At 71.3% G+C, this 14,033-nt stretch carries 17 protein-coding genes; 6 read left to right on the forward strand and 11 right to left on the reverse strand.

Annotated features, from left to right (window positions below; genetic code table 11):
- Positions 1 to 284 (forward strand): hypothetical protein (locus ABD785_RS22630; RefSeq protein WP_344831611.1); only part of this gene is annotated, 284 nt, incomplete at its 5' end.
- Between the two features lie 120 nt (positions 285 to 404).
- On the opposite strand, the gene ABD785_RS22635 is transcribed toward ABD785_RS22630, so the two are convergent.
- The 3 genes from ABD785_RS22635 to ABD785_RS22645 all read right to left on the reverse strand — a co-directional run bounded on the left by ABD785_RS22635 (position 405) and on the right by ABD785_RS22645 (position 3,614).
- A complete protein-coding gene (locus tag ABD785_RS22635) occupies positions 405 to 1,886 on the reverse strand; it encodes an MFS transporter (protein ID WP_344831613.1) in 1,482 nt (493 codons plus the stop codon).
- A gap of 68 nt (positions 1,887 to 1,954) precedes the next feature.
- Positions 1,955 to 2,161: a hypothetical protein gene (locus tag ABD785_RS22640; RefSeq protein WP_344831616.1), complete on the reverse strand. Its 207-nt coding sequence runs from the start codon at positions 2,159 to 2,161 to the stop codon at positions 1,955 to 1,957.
- The gene (locus tag ABD785_RS22645; protein ID WP_344831617.1) at positions 2,154 to 3,614 is read right to left on the reverse strand and encodes an FAD-dependent oxidoreductase; all 1,461 of its coding nucleotides are present in this window, start codon (positions 3,612 to 3,614) and stop codon (positions 2,154 to 2,156) included. Before ABD785_RS22645 ends, ABD785_RS22640 begins: the two co-directional genes overlap by 8 nt.
- Positions 3,615 to 3,812: 198 nt before the next feature.
- On the opposite strand from ABD785_RS22645, the gene ABD785_RS22650 reads away from it, so the two are divergent.
- Positions 3,813 to 4,166 (forward strand): metalloregulator ArsR/SmtB family transcription factor, encoded by a 354-nt coding sequence (locus ABD785_RS22650; protein ID WP_344831619.1) that lies wholly within the window; start codon positions 3,813 to 3,815, stop codon positions 4,164 to 4,166.
- A 28-nt stretch (positions 4,167 to 4,194) separates the two neighbouring features.
- Here the strand turns inward: ABD785_RS22650 and ABD785_RS22655 are convergent, their stop codons facing one another.
- Complete coding sequence (locus ABD785_RS22655; RefSeq protein ID WP_344831621.1) at positions 4,195 to 4,395, reverse strand: hypothetical protein; 201 nt, start codon at positions 4,393 to 4,395, stop codon at positions 4,195 to 4,197.
- Between the two features lie 64 nt (positions 4,396 to 4,459).
- Here ABD785_RS22655 and ABD785_RS22660 point away from each other — a divergent pair, with 64 nt between their 5' ends.
- Positions 4,460 to 4,993 (forward strand): sigma factor, encoded by a 534-nt coding sequence (locus ABD785_RS22660; protein WP_344831622.1) that lies wholly within the window; start codon positions 4,460 to 4,462, stop codon positions 4,991 to 4,993.
- Between the two features lie 12 nt (positions 4,994 to 5,005).
- Here ABD785_RS22660 and ABD785_RS22665 read toward each other — a convergent pair whose 3' ends face one another.
- Complete coding sequence (locus tag ABD785_RS22665) at positions 5,006 to 5,713, reverse strand: aquaporin (protein WP_344831624.1); 708 nt, start codon at positions 5,711 to 5,713, stop codon at positions 5,006 to 5,008.
- On the reverse strand, positions 5,710 to 6,036 hold the full coding sequence (locus ABD785_RS22670) for an ArsR/SmtB family transcription factor (RefSeq protein WP_344831626.1): 327 nt from the start codon (positions 6,034 to 6,036) through the stop codon (positions 5,710 to 5,712). The genes ABD785_RS22665 and ABD785_RS22670 overlap by 4 nt, the downstream gene beginning before the upstream one ends.
- Positions 6,037 to 6,158: 122 nt before the next feature.
- Between ABD785_RS22670 and ABD785_RS22675 the strand changes: the two genes are divergently transcribed.
- Positions 6,159 to 6,527: an arsenate reductase/protein-tyrosine-phosphatase family protein gene (locus ABD785_RS22675; protein WP_425547809.1), complete on the forward strand. Its 369-nt coding sequence runs from the start codon at positions 6,159 to 6,161 to the stop codon at positions 6,525 to 6,527.
- Positions 6,528 to 6,625: 98 nt separating this feature from the next.
- Here ABD785_RS22675 and ABD785_RS22680 read toward each other — a convergent pair whose 3' ends face one another.
- Complete coding sequence (locus ABD785_RS22680; protein WP_344831629.1) at positions 6,626 to 7,627, reverse strand: DUF389 domain-containing protein; 1,002 nt, start codon at positions 7,625 to 7,627, stop codon at positions 6,626 to 6,628.
- Positions 7,628 to 7,863: 236 nt separating this feature from the next.
- Here ABD785_RS22680 and ABD785_RS22685 point away from each other — a divergent pair, with 236 nt between their 5' ends.
- Positions 7,864 to 9,672, forward strand: a complete 1,809-nt coding sequence (locus ABD785_RS22685; protein ID WP_344831631.1) for an alkyl/aryl-sulfatase — start codon at positions 7,864 to 7,866, stop codon at positions 9,670 to 9,672.
- Positions 9,673 to 9,731: 59 nt separating this feature from the next.
- Positions 9,732 to 11,393, forward strand: coding sequence for a SulP family inorganic anion transporter (locus tag ABD785_RS22690; protein ID WP_344831633.1), 1,662 nt, complete (start codon positions 9,732 to 9,734; stop codon positions 11,391 to 11,393).
- Between the two features lie 16 nt (positions 11,394 to 11,409).
- Here the strand turns inward: ABD785_RS22690 and ABD785_RS22695 are convergent, their stop codons facing one another.
- The 4 genes from ABD785_RS22695 to ABD785_RS22710 form a co-directional block, all read right to left on the reverse strand.
- Positions 11,410 to 11,682 carry a hypothetical protein gene (locus ABD785_RS22695; RefSeq protein ID WP_344831635.1) on the reverse strand — a complete coding sequence of 91 codons (273 nt, stop codon included), beginning with the start codon at positions 11,680 to 11,682 and terminating at the stop codon, positions 11,410 to 11,412.
- Between the two features lie 79 nt (positions 11,683 to 11,761).
- Positions 11,762 to 12,502: an SDR family oxidoreductase gene (locus tag ABD785_RS22700; protein WP_344831638.1), complete on the reverse strand. Its 741-nt coding sequence runs from the start codon at positions 12,500 to 12,502 to the stop codon at positions 11,762 to 11,764.
- 2 nt (positions 12,503 to 12,504) lie between these two features.
- Complete coding sequence (locus tag ABD785_RS22705) at positions 12,505 to 13,383, reverse strand: aldo/keto reductase (protein ID WP_344831641.1); 879 nt, start codon at positions 13,381 to 13,383, stop codon at positions 12,505 to 12,507.
- A gap of 53 nt (positions 13,384 to 13,436) precedes the next feature.
- Complete coding sequence (locus tag ABD785_RS22710) at positions 13,437 to 14,015, reverse strand: flavodoxin (protein ID WP_344831643.1); 579 nt, start codon at positions 14,013 to 14,015, stop codon at positions 13,437 to 13,439.
- Positions 14,016 to 14,033: the final 18 nt, after the last annotated feature.

Genomic DNA, 14,033 nt, shown 5'->3' on the forward strand with positions numbered 1-14,033 from the left:
GAGCGACGGGCCCGACAGGGCCGGCGCCGCTGCTGAGCGCTCCGACGTTCGCGGCCGGGACCCCGACCGCGGTGGCGCCTCTCGGCTTCACCGACGTCAACGGTGCGACGTGCGCGGTCGGCTCGTACGCGGTCGGCGCCACGTTCACCGCCGGTGACAGCGACCAGATCAACGCGGTCCGATCGGTCAAGGGAGTCGGGGAGAGCTGGGTCATGCGGTTCTACAACGCCGGCGCCGGTTCCTCCGACGTGACGGTCTCCACCCTCTGCGTCACGACTTCCTGATCACCTTCCGGCCGTCTCGCTCCGCGGTCCGCCGGGTTCGGGGAAGCGAAGGCCGTCGAGCCGGATCGGATGACCCCGCTCGACGGCCTGATGTCCCGTCCGCGGAGCCTGCTCCGGCCGTCAGAGGTGCGCCGGGGTCTTGGCCTGGTCGGGCTGGGGCGCGGTGTCGCGGTTGCGGAAGAGCAGGCCCGTGGCGAGGGCGCCGAGGGCGAAGATCCCGGCCGACCACCAGAAGGCGGTGATGAAGCTGTGGAGGCGCGCCTGCGCGGCGGTCGAGGGGCCGGGAGCGTGACCGGCGAGGTAGTCGGCGGCGGCGCTGGTGGCGAGGGTGTTGAGGAGGGCGGTGCCGATCGAGCCGCCGACCTGCTGCATGGTGTTGACGGTGGCGGAGGCGGCTCCGGTGTCGTCCGGGTCGACTCCGGCGGTGGCGCTGCCGATGGCGGGCGGCATGACATGGCCCATGCCGAGGCCGATGACGATCAGCGGAGGCAGGACGTCGGCGACGTATCCGGAGTGAAGGCCGAGGCGGGTGAGCCAGACCAGGCCCGCGGCGCCGAGCAGCATTCCGGCCGGGACGGCGACGCGGGTGCCGAGCCCGGGCACGGTGACGTTGGTGGAGAGCTGGGCCGACACGACGAGCGCGGCGATCATCGGCAGGAACGCGCATCCGGTGCGGACGGGGCTGTATCCCAGCGTGGTCTGCATGTAGTAGGTGAGGAACAGGAAGATGCCGAACATGCCGACCGAGGCGATGAGGATCGACAGGTAGGAGGCGCCCCGGTCGCGGTCGCGCAGGATGCGCAGCGGCAGGAGCGGGTGGGCGGCGCGGGTCTGCCAGTAGCCGAACGCGGCGACCAGGAGGGCTCCGGCGATCAGGAAGCCCCAGGTGAGCGGTGAGCCCCAGTCGCGGGTGACGGCGTTGGACAGCCCGTAGACCAGGCAGAACAGTCCGGCCGACACCAGCACCGTGCCGGGCAGGTCGAGGCGAGGGCGGGTGTCGCGGCGGGTGCGTTGGAGCACGAGCAGACCGCCGGCCAGCGCGAGGGCGGCGAAGATCAGGTTGACGTAGAGGGTCCAGCGCCAGCTCAGGTGCTCGGTCAGCAGCCCGCCGAGCAGGAGCCCGATCGCGCCTCCGGTGCCGACGATGGCGCCGAAGATACCGAACGCCTTCGCCCGGTCCCTGGCCTCGGTGAAGGTGATGTTCAGCAGGCTCAGGGCGGTGGGGGCGAGGATCGCGCCGAACACGCCCTGGAGGGCGCGGCCCGCGATCAGCAGCTCGAAGGTTCCCGCGGCACCGGCCAGGGCGGAGGAGCCGGCGAAGCCGACGGCCCCGGCGAGGAAGAACCGCTTGGGGCCGAACAGGTCGGCCAGCCGCCCGCCGAGCAGCAGCAGGCTGCCGAAGGCCAGGGAGTAGGCCGTGACGACCCATTGGCGGTCGCCGTCGGAGAATCCGAGGTCCTGCTGCGCGGAGGGCAGGGCGATGTTCACGATCGTGGCGTCCAGGACGACCATCAGCTGGGCGATGCCGACGACGGCCAGCACCCACCAGCGGCGCGGGTCCCGTGCTGCGACGGACGGAGCGTGCTGGGGGACATCGGTCATGGGGAGCTCCCGGGGGGATCGACAGGACGACCATCTGCGGGTTGACGAGGGTTCGCGCTGCCGTGGATTTAATTCATCGTGCGATGATTTTTAATTCTGCGCCCGATGAATTCATCTGTCAACGTGACGGCCCCGGTCGCGACGGGTAGCGACAGGCCGAGGTCGCCGACGGTCTGGGAGACGGCGAGCGCGGCGACGACCCGCCACCCGTAGAAGACGCGGCCGCCCCGGCCGTCGCGGGCCGGGGCGGTCGCATCGTGGCGAAGGTCAGCCACAGCAGCTGCCGCCCGACACGGAGGCGTCGGCGGTGATGAGGGGCAGGTTGAGCAGGCCGCCGCTGATGCCGGTGCCCAGGCCGACGGCGTTGCTGGAGGAGCACACGCCGGTCTCGGGGAGTTCGAGCCGGACGTCCCGGGCGGCCTCCCAGTCCCCGGCCAGCGCCGCGACGACCGAGCGGGCCTGCTCGAAGCCGGTCGCGAGCAGGAACGTGGGCGCCCGCCCGTAGGATTTCACGCCGATCGCGTAGTAGCCGGGTTCGGGGTGGGCGAGCTCGTCGACGCCGTGCGGCGGGACGGTGCCGCAGGAGTGCTGGTTGGGGTCGATCAGCGGGCCGAGCGCCGGGGTGGTCCCCATGATCGACTCCAGCTCCAGGCGCAGCTCGGAGGCGATCGAGTGGTCGGGCCGGTAGCCGGTCGCGGTGACGATCCGGTCGGCCGTCAGGCGCTGCTCGACCCCGTCCGGGTCGCGGCTGATGACCTCGACGCGGCCCAGGTCCGGGCTGTCGGCCTGGGGGATCAGCTCGTCGGTGAAGAACCCGGTCAGCAGGGTGATCTTCCCGGTGGTGACGAGGTGGTGGACGAGGGTGCCGAGGCGGCCGCGGGCGGGCAGTTCGTCGGCCTGGCCGCCTCCGTAGGTGCGGGAGGCGTCTCCGCCGCGGATCGCCCAGGTGACCTTCGTGCCCGGTTCCTGTTCGGCGAGCTCGGCCAGCGCGATCAGGGTGGTGGCGGCCGAGTGCCCGGCCCCGGCGACGAGGGTGTGCTTGCCCGCGAAGTCCTTGCGGTCGGCGCCCAGCACGTCGGGCAGGGAGTGGCTGATCCAGGCGGCGGCCGAGGCCTCTCCGTCGGCGGGCAGGCCCGTCGCGCCGAGCACGTTGGGCGAGGTCCAGCTACCGGAGGCGTCGACGACCGCGCGGGCCAGGACCTTCTCGGCGGTGCCGTCCGCGCGGCGGACCCGGACGACGAACGGGGCGCTCTCCCGTCCGGCACTGCGCACCCGGTCGTATCCCGCCCGGGTGATCGCCTCGACCCGCGATCCGGTCCGCACGCGCGGGGCGATCTGGGGAAGCGCGGCGAGCGGGACGAGATAGTCCTGGACGAGCTGCGCCCCCGTGGGCAGCCCGTCGGGATCGGGCGCCGTCCAGCCCGAGGCCTCCAGCAATCGGCGGGCGGCGGCGTCGGTGCAGTACCGCCACGGGCTGAACAGCCCGACGTGCCCCCACTCGCGGATCGAGGCCCCGACCCGGTCGCCGGCCTCCAGAACGAGGAAGTCCAGGCCGCGCTCGACGAGCTGGGCGGCGGCGGCCAGGCCGACCGGTCCCGCGCCGATCACGACGACAGGCGGCTCGCCCCGCGGCGCGACCTCTTTCGCACCGGCTTGCGGGGTCTGGGCCGGGGTCTCGAAGCTCGTGGTGGCCGGGCCGCAGCAGCCCGCCTCGATCTGGTCACTCATGCTGGTCTCTCCCTCGTGCCGGGTGGTCGGTTCGTTTCAGAAGCGGGGGGCGAAAGCGGCGGTGGCCTCGGCGAGGCGGCGCCCGCCCAGCTTCTTGATCAGGCCGGTCATCTCACATCCGAGGCTGTTTCGAAGTTTGTCTAAGTAGCTGTTGGTTGGAGTTTGGCCTCCTGGATCGAGATGTGTCAAATTAGACGTATGTCGAAGCAAGCGCTCCCCCTGATGGACCCGGTCTGCTGCGCGCCCCTGGCGCAGGAGCCGATCGGCGCCGAGGACGCCGCCGTTCTGGCGAAGGCGTTCAAGGCGGTCGGCGACCCGATCCGGCTGCGCCTGCTGTCCCTGATCGCCTCCCGCGACGGCGAGACGTGCGTGTGCGATCTGACGGGCCCGTTCGAGGTGAGCGGCCCGACGATCTCTCACCACCTCAAGGTGCTGCGCGAGGCCGGGCTGATCGACTGCGAACGGCGCGGTACGTGGGTCTACTACTGGTCCAGGCCCGAGGCGCTGCAACGCCTGTCGGCGATCTTGGGCCAGCAGGTGACGCGGGTGTGAGCGGGAGCGCCGCCCACACCCGCCGCCTTCACCGGCAGCCGCAGGCCGGCTGGACGATCGAGGGCGACGCCTCTCCCCGCACGGTCGCCTCGGTCGCCGGTGGGGCCGCGGTGCCGCAGCAGGAGTCCTTGGCCTCCGGCGCGCAGCAGGACGAGAGCTCCGCGCTGGAGCACCATGCCGCGTTCGCCGAGGCGGGCGCGGGCGGATCGGCGGCGGGACGTGCGGTCATCGGAACCTCCGTGAAGGGTGATCGGACATCCCCACAGACGGAGACCCTCCGAAAAGGACGCACCATGGCCGAACAGCTCTTCCGCGACCACGCCACCGACCTGCGCGCCTTCTTCCTGCGCCGGGTCAACGACCCCCGCGACGCCGACGACCTCCTCCAGGAGGTGTTCCTGCGTGCCGTCCGCACCCCGCCGGCCGGTGCGAACCCCGCCTGGCTGTTCACGGTCGCCCGCAACGTGCTCACCGACCACTACCGCCGCCCCGCTCGGGAGACCCCCTCGGCGGCCCTTCCGGAGGTGCCGGCCGCCGACGGGGAACCGGACGGCCTCGACGCCGCTCGTGCCGCCCGCTGCGCGGTGACCCTGCTCGGAGAACTCCCCGCGGCTCAGGCCGAGGCTCTGCGCCGCGTCGACATGCACGCCGCCGAGCAGGCCCACGCCGCCCGGGCTGCGGGCGTCTCGGTGCCGGGGATGAAGTCACGGGTCCAGCGCGGCCGGGCGAGCCTGTTCCGCCTGGTGAACGCGTGCTGCCCGATCCGGACCGACCGTCGAGGCGCGATCATGGAAATGGGCCCCTGCGCGGGCACCCGCGGATGCTGAGGCCCGGCCGCCTCAACGTCCGGGCGCCGCCTTGCCCGGGTAGAAGGCGAGCACGAGGCCGATGCCGATCGCAGCACCGACGATCTGGGCGACGACGAACCCCGGAACCGAGCCGGGCGCGATCCCGGCGAAGGTGTCGGAGAAGGCCCGCCCGACCGTCACGGCGGGATTGGCGAACGAGGTCGACGAGGTGAACCAGTACGCCGCCCCGATGTAGGCCCCGACGGCCGGAGCCGCGAGCGCCGTCCGGTGCGTGCGGACGAGCGAGAAGATCAGCAGCACCAGGCCGAGGGTCGCGACGACCTCGCCGAGCCACAGGTGCCCCAGTGCCCGATCGTGCCGGGCGGAGCCGACGGCGGGCAGACCGAACATCAGGTTCGCCAGAATCGCCCCGCCGACCGCTCCGGCCACCTGCGCGGGCACGTAGACGAGCAGGTCGCGCGGGCTGCGGCCCTGAAGGACGCAGTCGGCGAGGGTGACGACGGGGTTGAAATGCGCCCCGGACACCGGCCCGAAGATCAGGATCAGGGCGGCCAGCCCGAACACGGTCGCGGTGGAGTTCTCCAGCAGCCGCAGCCCGATGTCGTCGGGCGACAACTCGGCGGCCGCGATGCCCGAGCCGACCACGACGGTGACCAGCAGCGCGGTGCCGACCAGCTCGGCCAGCGCCCGGCGCGGCAGCGGAAGCTCGTCCGGCTCGATCGCGACGTCTCCGGTCACGGGCAGGCCCTCTTCCGGGTGGGAGAACGCGCCGCGGCCGCCAGCGCGCCGAGCTGAGCCGCCAGCGCCTCGATCGCCTCGGCCTTGAGCCGGTAGTAGGTGAAGCGGCCCTCCCGCTCGGTCTCGACCAGCTTGGCCCGGCGCAACGCCCGCAGGTGGTTGGAGACGTTGGTCTGCTGGGCGCCGGTCTCCTCCACGATGTGGCACACGCACAACGACTCGACCGCCAGCAGCGCGACGATCCGCGCCCGCAACGGGTCGGCAAGGACCTTGAGACCGTCGACGTCCACCGAGGGGACATCAGTTACCGCTGATGTCAGCATAGGCTGATACGTTAGCAGCGCTCCGTCCGTGCCGGCCACGGGCCGCCCTCCGAGAGGACCAGCAGGTGTCCGACAAGCCCAGCGTGCTGTTCGTCTGCGTCCACAACGCGGGCCGTTCCCAGATGGCCGCCGCCTTCCTCACCCACATCGCCGGCGACCGGATCGAGGTCCGCTCCGCCGGATCCGCCCCCGCGGACTCGGTCAACCCCGCCGTGGTCGAGGCCATGGCCGAGGTCGGCATCGACATCACCGCCGAAACCCCCAAGATCCTCACCCCCGAAGCCGTCCAGTCCTCCGACGTCTGCATCACCATGGGCTGCGGCGACGTCTGCCCCGTCTTCCCCGGCAAGCGCTACCTCGACTGGCCCCTGGAGGACCCCGCCGACCAGACCGTCGAGTCCATCCGCCCCATCCGCGACGCCATCGAACACCACGTCCGCACCCTCCTGGACGAGCTCCCCGTTCCCGCCGAACCGGCCCCCCACGGGTAACCCACCCGGTGCGCCGAACGCGCCCCTTCCACGAACCGAAGGCGCTGCCGTCGCGGGCACGCGCGGGCCTTGTGCTATCGCTGCATCAGCGGGGCGGGTCAGGGCGGGGAGCCGATGCGGCCGACGCTGACGGACTGGCCCTTGGTGATCTCGACGACGATGGGGAAGCCGTCGGGGAGGATCTTGCCGAGGCGGGTGAGGAGGTCGGCGGTGGGCGGCGGGTCGCCGGGGGTGCGGACGGCGATGCGGAAGGTGGTGGCGGCGGTGGTGACGTTGATGACCGAGGCGCCGGAGGCGTCGCCCAGCCACTCGGAGGCGGCGGTCTTGACCTGGCTGCGCCAGGAGGCGAACAGGTAGTTCGCGACGGTGCTGAGGACCAGGACGGCGACGACGATGGTCGCGAGCCCGCCGAGGGCCAGGATCGCCCGGCGGCGGGTTCGGCCGCTGTCAGGCACCGGCACGTAGCCGAGGGCGGCGAACACGAAGGTTCCGATGAACACCATCGACAGCATGTTGGACAGGAACAGCACCAGGGCGCCGAACGCCAGGGCGGGGGCTCCCGCGCCGAGGCAGACGCCGACCACCACCAGGGGCGGCACCAGCGAGATCGCGATGGCGACGCCCGGCATGATCGCTGCGACGTCCCGGCGGGCGAGGGCGATCGATCCGGCCAGGCCCGTGGCCAGGGCGGCGAGCAGGTCGGACAGTCCGGGTGAGGTGCGGCCGGAGATCTGGCCGTTGGCGAGCAGCTGGTAGGAGTGGGGCAGGGCGAGCGAGACGAGCAGGCCGATCGCGACGACGGTCGCGCCGCCGCCGAGGACGAACCAGCCTGCGCCCGTCCGGGCGCGTTTCACCAGTCCCAACGCCATGCCCATGATGGGAGTCGAGAGGGGCGCGATGATCATCGCGCCGATGACGGTGGCGGTCGAGTCGCCGACGACGCCCGCGGCCGCGATGACCGCCGACAGCACCAGCATCGTCCAGAACGCCGAGTAACGGGACGCGCGGTCCCCGGCGCGCAGGTCGAGATCCCCGGTGAGCTCCTCCAGCGTACGGCGCTGGGCCTGCGGCACCAGCCGGTCACGGATCTCGGTGAACATCGGCCCCTCCTGCTTCATGCCGGCCCAACGGGAACAGCCACATCCATGGGACTGCGATGCCCCCCTTACGGAGAAGCCCCGCACCTCGTCCAGCCATGATCAAGGAAAGTCGTGGAGCATCCGTCGCGCGGATCCGCCTCGAGTTGGAGATCATTTGGCGGTCGGGTGGGCGAGCGGGGAGTGCGGGGCGGGTAGCCCGATGAGGCTGGATCACGCCGACTCGGGAGCCAACCGCCATGGGCATCATGCCGTCGTTCGAGGACCGTACCGACTTCGCCAACGCCGACCGGGGGTTCATCGGCACCGCCGCCGACCCCCGGGTGGAGGACGCGTCGGGTCGGGTGGTGTGGGACCTGGACGCCTACGCCTTCCTGGACGGCCCCTGCCCGGAGACGGCGAACCCGAGCCTGTGGCGGCAGTCGCAGCTCTGCGCCAAGCACGGCCTCTACCGGGTCGCGGACGGCATCTACCAGGTGCGGGGCTTCGACCTGTCGAACGTCACGTTCATCGAGGGCGACGAGGGCATCATGGTCGTCGACCCGCTCCTGTCGGCCGAGCCGGCCGTCGCCGCCCTCGCCCTCTACCGCGAGCACCGCGGCGACCGGCCGGTGAAGGGCGTCATCTACACGCACTCGCACGCCGACCACTTCGGCGGGGTGCGCGGCGTCCTCGACGACGGCGCGGACGTCCCGATCATCGCCCCGGCGGGCTTCCTGGAGCACGCCGTCGCCGAGAACGTGTACGCGGGAACCGCGATGAACCGGCGGGCGATCTACATGTACGGCGCGGAACTCGCCAAGGGGCCGGAGGGCCAGATCGGCGCGGGCCTGGGCCAGACCACCTCGACCGGGACGATCTCGCTGATCGAGCCGAACCTGCACATCACCGAGACCGGCCAGGAAGAGGTGATCGACGGCGTCCGCTACGTGTTCCAACTGACCCCGGGCACCGAGGCCCCGGCCGAGATGAACTTCCACCTGCCCGAGCGCCGCGCCCTGTGCATGGCCGAGAACGCCACCCACACCCTGCACAACGTGCTGACGCTGCGCGGCGCCCTGGTCCGCGACCCGCGGATCTGGTCGCGGTACCTGACCGAGTCGATCGAGCTGTTCGCGGCGGACTCCGACGTCCTGTTCGCCTCCCACCACTGGCCGACGTGGGGCACCGCCGAGCTGACCGAGTTCATGACGACGCAGCGCGACATCTACTCCTACCTCCACGACCAGACCCTGCGGATGATCAATCAGGGGATGACGGGGCCGGAGATCGCCGAGGCGATCGAGCTGCCGGCCGCGCTCGCCTCCGCGTGGAACGCCCGCGGCTACTACGGGTCGGTGTCCCACAACGTGAAGGCGATCTACCAGCGGTACATGGGCTGGTTCGACGGCAATCCCGCCCACCTGTGGGCGCTGCCGCCCGAGCAGTCGGCGAAGAAGCACGTCGAGTTCATGGGCGGCGCGGACGCGGTCCTGGCCAAGGCGAAGGCGTCCGTCCAGGCGGGTGAGATCCGCTGGTCGGCCCAGGTCCTCAACTACGTCGTGTTCGCCGACCCGTCGAACACCGCCGCCCGTGAGCAGCTCGCGAAGGTGTACGACGTGCTCGGCCACGGCGCCGAGAACGGCACCTGGCGCAACTTCTACCTCCAGGGCGCCGCCGAACTGCGCGGCCACAAGGCCGCCGCCAGCATCGACTCAGCCAGCCCCGACGTGGCCCGGGCTCTCAGCATCGAGCAGGTCTTCGACTCCATCGCCATCCGCATCGACGGCCCCCGCGCCGCCGGCACCGACGTCACGATCGACTGGAACTTCACCGACCTCAAGGAGGAGGTCCGGCTCAAGCTCGGGAACGGCGTCCTCGTCCAGACCCGCGCCCACGACGGCACCGCTGCAGATCTGTCCCTCACCCTGACCAAACCGCAGCTCCTCGGCCTCGTCGCCACCGGAGACCTCGCAGGCATCCAGGCGGACGGTGACCGCCAGGCCCTCGCCACCCTGATCGGCCTGCTCGACGAGGGCGACCGGAGCTTCGACATCGTCACGCCCTGACCGGACACGAGCGTATGGCCGCCCGGATCCGCCGGGCGGCCCGGCCGGGAGGGAATCTGGTGAAGGGCCTGGGGAGACCGACCGGCCGGGACGCCGTCGCGGGCCTGGTGACCGGGTTGTTCAGCATCCCCGAGGGCATGGCGTACGCCTCCATCGGCGGGTTCAGTCCCGTCCTCGGTCTGTTCTCCGGGGTCGCGCCGACGATCGTCGGGGCGCTGCTGGCCCGCACCGTCCTCATGGTGACGACGCTGACCAGCGCGATCGCGCTGTCGTCGCAGAGCGTTCTCTCCGAGGCGGGGCTCGACCCGCATGACACCGGGAACGTCGTCACCCTGACGCTGCTCGTCGGCGTCGTGATGCTGCTGTTCGGGCTGCTGAAGTTCGGCGCGGCGATGAGCTTCGTCTCCAACGCGGTCATGACCGGATTCACCACCGGCATCGCTCTGCAGATCATCACCGGGTCGCTGAAGGACGCCACCGGCTACAAGCCGCGGGGCCACAACAAGCTGTGGCAGATCGTCGACTGGATCACCCACATCGGCTCGTGGCAGGCGTCGGCCGTCCTCGTCTCGGCCGTGACCGTCGCGGTGTGGGCCGCCGCGCACACGGTGCCCCGGCTCGAGTCGACGGCGACGCTGCTGGCGCTGCTGATCGTCACCGTCGGCGTCACGGCCCTCGGTACGGACGTCGAACTCGTCCGGGACATCGCGCGGGTGCCGTCCAGCCTGCCGTCGATCACGATCCCGGACCTCTCGGCGGCCCCGCACCTGCTGCTCGGCGCGGCCGCCGTCGCGCTGGTCGCGCTCGCGCAGGCCGCCGGTATCGGCGCGGCCGTCCCCAACCCCGACGGCTCCCGCACCGACATGAACCGCGACTTCACCGCCCAGGGCGCCGCCAACCTCGCCGGAGCCTTCCTCCAGGCGCTGCCGACGGGCGGCTCCCTGTCGCGCACCGGCGTCGCCACCGGGGCGGGCGCCCGCACCCGCTGGGCCGGAGTCTTCGCCGGGCTCTGGCTCGCCCTGATCGTCCTGGTGGCCGGGAAGTACACCGAGTACATCCCGATGCCGGTCATCGGCGGGCTCATCATCGTCGTCGGCGGTGAGATCATCCTCGGCCGGATCCCCGACATCCGCCTGGTCGCCCACACCGGATGGCAGCCGCTCGCCGCGATGGCCGTCACATTCCTCGCGACCACCCAGCTGCCGTTGCAGCAGGCCATCATCCTCGGCGCGGTCCTGTCGCTGATCCTCTACTGCGTCAGCGTCGCCCGGCAGAGCCGCCTGCTGCGCCTGGTCCCCGGCGACGAGCCGAACACCTGGCAGACCTCGCCCGCCGGGCTTCCCGACGCGATCGGCCCCGGCGACGTCGTGGTCCTCACCTACCAGGGCGTCAGCTTCTTCGCCGAGCTCAACCGCATCAACGAGCACTGGCCGCGACTGCCCGGCGACGCCACCGGAGCGACCCTCATCCTCGTGCTCCGCACCGTCCCCGACGTCCCCTCCTCCACCCTCGTCAAAGCCCTCCACAAGCACGCCCACGCCCTCCAGCAGGCCGGCGGCACCCTCGCCCTCGTCGGCGTCCAGCCCGGCCTCCGCCACCTCCTCGACACCACCGGCACCACCGAGGTCATCGGCGCCGCCAACGTCTACCCCGCCGGCCCCGGTATTTTCCAGCCCCTCGACCGCGCGTTCACCGATGCCGTGATCCGCGCGCGACGGTGACCGATAGGTCGCGCCCTCAGAGGGCGGTGAACGTCCAGGTGCCGGTGCCGCTGAGCTCGGTCAGCCCTGCCGGGGTGGTGCAGGCCGACAGGTCGAGGTCGACGAAGGCGACGGTGGCGGTCACGGGGCAGGGGGCGTACGTGGCATAGGAGCCCCCGGGGAGTTCCTGGGTGAGGTCTTTCAGGATGACGCGCGGGACCGGGCGGAACTCCGTCACCTGGTTGCCGGGGATCTCGGTAGGCCCAGCGAGGATTCGGGCGGTGCCGATCGGGGAGGAGACGCTCTCCAAGGTGTCCTGGGCCGATTCGTTGTTGGCGACGACGAAGCAGAGGGGCGCGGAGCCGCCCTTGTCCGGGTCTCTCTTCCGGTCAGAGCTGTCCTGCCGGGCGCAGCAGGATCTCGTTGATCGCCAGATGGCGCGGGCGGCTGAGCGTGAAAGCGATGATCTCGGCGATGTCGTCGGCGGTGACCTCGGCCTTGTCATACATCGCCTGCACGCCTTCGCGGGTCTGGTCGTGGGTGATGTGGTCCGGGAGCTCGGTGGCGACGACGCCCGGCTCGATGAGCGTGACCCGCACATCGGGCAGCAGTTCCTGCCGCAGCGACTCCGACCAGCCGTTGATCCCCCACTTGGTGGCCGCGTAGACACCGTTGCCCGCACGGGCGGTTCGACCGGCGACCGAGGAGATGTTGACGATGTCGCCGCCGCGCTCGGCGGCGCCGTTCTTGAGCTGGTCGAGGAAGACCTCGGCGGTGGTGATGGCGCCGAGGAGGTTGATCTCGATCATCTGCCGGTAGTCGTCGCGCTGGTCGGCGGCGAACGGGCCGAGGAGCATGACGCCGGCGTTGTTGACCAGGACGTCCGCGCCGCCCAGCTCGTTCCGCACACGTTCTGCGGCGGCGACGATACTCGGGCGGTCGGTGACGTCGGCCTGGACGGCGATGGCGCCGTCGCCGAGCTCGTCAGCCAGGGCGGCGATGCGGTCGAGCCGCCGGGCCAGGAGCGCGACCTTGTAGCCGCTCCCGTGCAGGGCGCGTGCCGTCGCTTCGCCGATGCCCGACGATGCGCCGGTGACGACCGCGACACGTGCGGTTGTGGTGGTGCTCATGATCATGCCTCCGGGATGTCGCGGCCGAAGCTTTCCAGGGTGATCGCCTCGGGTTCGGGGCCGCCGCGCTTGCCGGTGTCGAGGCCGTCGATGGCGGCCAGCTCGTCGGCGGACAGGTCGAAGCCGAAGACGTCGAAGTTCTCGGCGATCCGGTGCGGCTTGGTCGACTTCGGGATCGCGGATCGGCCTTGCTGGAGGTGCCAGCGCAGCATCACCTGGGCCGGGCTCTTGCCGTGCGTCTCGGCGATACCGACGATCGTCGGGTCCTCCAGCGTGCTCGTGTGCTCACCCTCGCGGTAGAAGGTGATCCCGCCGATCGGCGACCAGGCCTGGGTGAGGATGCTGTGCTCGGCGTCGGCGGCCTGGACGTCGCGCTGCTGGAAGTAGGGGTGGACCTCGATCTGGTTGACGGACGGGACGACCGACGCGACCTTGAGGAGCTGCGTCAGGTGGTCGGGCATGAAGTTGCTGACGCCGATGGCGCGGACCTCGCCCTGGTCGAGCAGCGTCTCCAACGCCCGGTAGGCGTCCAGGGTCTTGTCGAACGCGGAGGGCAGGGCCTGGTGGAGGATCAGCAGGTCGATCTGGTCGACGCCGAGCTTGCCCGCGCTCTTGTCGAAGCCGTGCAGGGTCCGCTCGTACCCGTAGTCGCTGATCCAGATCTTCGTCTCGACGAACACCTCCTCGCGTGCGACCCCTGACGCGCGGATCGCCTCGCCGACCTCACGCTCGTTGCCGTAGGCGGCGGCGGTGTCGATGTGCCGGTACCCCGTCTGGAGCGCCGCGGTCACGGCGGAGCGGGTCTCGTCCGGCGGCGTCTGGAAGACCCCGAACCCCAGGGCCGGGATCTCAACGCCGTTGTTCAGCCTGATCGTCCTCATGATGATCTCTCTTTCACGTGGTCGTCTCGGAAGCCGTTCGGCGGTCGTCGCCGTCAGGTCAGGTCGTTGCGGCGCAGCCAGCCGTCGAGGTCGCCGCCGGAGGCGCTGACCTTCTCGCCTTGGACGGCCAGGCCCTCACCGATCGTCGCGCCGCGGCAGGAGGCGGTGTAGTCGCGTTCGGTGGTGCCCAGGCCGCTCATGGCGTAGGTCGTGACGGGCAGGACGGTCCTGCCGGTGAAGTCGAGGCCCTCGGCGAACGTCGTCATGATCATGGGTGCGCGGACGTTCCAGATCGGGCTGGCCGGCAGGACCGTCGGATAACCGTCGAGGTCGGGCAGAGCCCGCGCGATCTTCGGCCGGGCGTCGGTGTTCTGCTCGCGGACGTTGCGGGCCACCGTCTCCTCGTAGTCGTCGGAGTAGGGGTCGGCGGCCTCGATCCGGTACACCTCGCAGCCGATCCGGTCGCGGATCATCCCGGCCAGCACCTCGGTGTTCCCGACCTCCAACCGCCTGCGCCCCCCGAAGTGGTAGTTCTCCCCGGCCCGCGAAAAGTAGGCCAGCAGCACCTTCCCCGCCCCCGGCCGGCCTGACCGCTCAGAGGCGCTGGGCTCGGGGATCTGCGAAGCAGTCACGGAACCGCTCTGCTCGGA

The sequence above is a fragment of the Actinocorallia longicatena genome (assembly GCF_039534125.1).
Lineage (GTDB): Bacteria > Actinomycetota > Actinomycetes > Streptosporangiales > Streptosporangiaceae > Actinocorallia > Actinocorallia longicatena.

Coding starts and splice junctions, on each gene's coding strand:
- ABD785_RS22635 (WP_344831613.1), bottom strand. CDS start 1,886: ATGACCGATGTCCCCCAGCACGCTCCGTCCGTCGCAGCACGGGACCCG.
- ABD785_RS22645 (WP_344831617.1), bottom strand. CDS start 3,614: ATGAGTGACCAGATCGAGGCGGGCTGCTGCGGCCCGGCCACCACGAGC.
- ABD785_RS22650 (WP_344831619.1), top strand. CDS start 3,813: ATGTCGAAGCAAGCGCTCCCCCTGATGGACCCGGTCTGCTGCGCGCCC.
- ABD785_RS22655 (WP_344831621.1), bottom strand. CDS start 4,395: ATGACCGCACGTCCCGCCGCCGATCCGCCCGCGCCCGCCTCGGCGAAC.
- ABD785_RS22660 (WP_344831622.1), top strand. CDS start 4,460: ATGGCCGAACAGCTCTTCCGCGACCACGCCACCGACCTGCGCGCCTTC.
- ABD785_RS22670 (WP_344831626.1), bottom strand. CDS start 6,036: ATGCTGACATCAGCGGTAACTGATGTCCCCTCGGTGGACGTCGACGGT.
- ABD785_RS22675 (WP_425547809.1), top strand. CDS start 6,159: ATGGCCGCCGCCTTCCTCACCCACATCGCCGGCGACCGGATCGAGGTC.
- ABD785_RS22680 (WP_344831629.1), bottom strand. CDS start 7,627: ATGTTCACCGAGATCCGTGACCGGCTGGTGCCGCAGGCCCAGCGCCGT.
- ABD785_RS22685 (WP_344831631.1), top strand. CDS start 7,864: ATGGGCATCATGCCGTCGTTCGAGGACCGTACCGACTTCGCCAACGCC.
- ABD785_RS22700 (WP_344831638.1), bottom strand. CDS start 12,502: ATGAGCACCACCACAACCGCACGTGTCGCGGTCGTCACCGGCGCATCG.
- ABD785_RS22705 (WP_344831641.1), bottom strand. CDS start 13,383: ATGAGGACGATCAGGCTGAACAACGGCGTTGAGATCCCGGCCCTGGGG.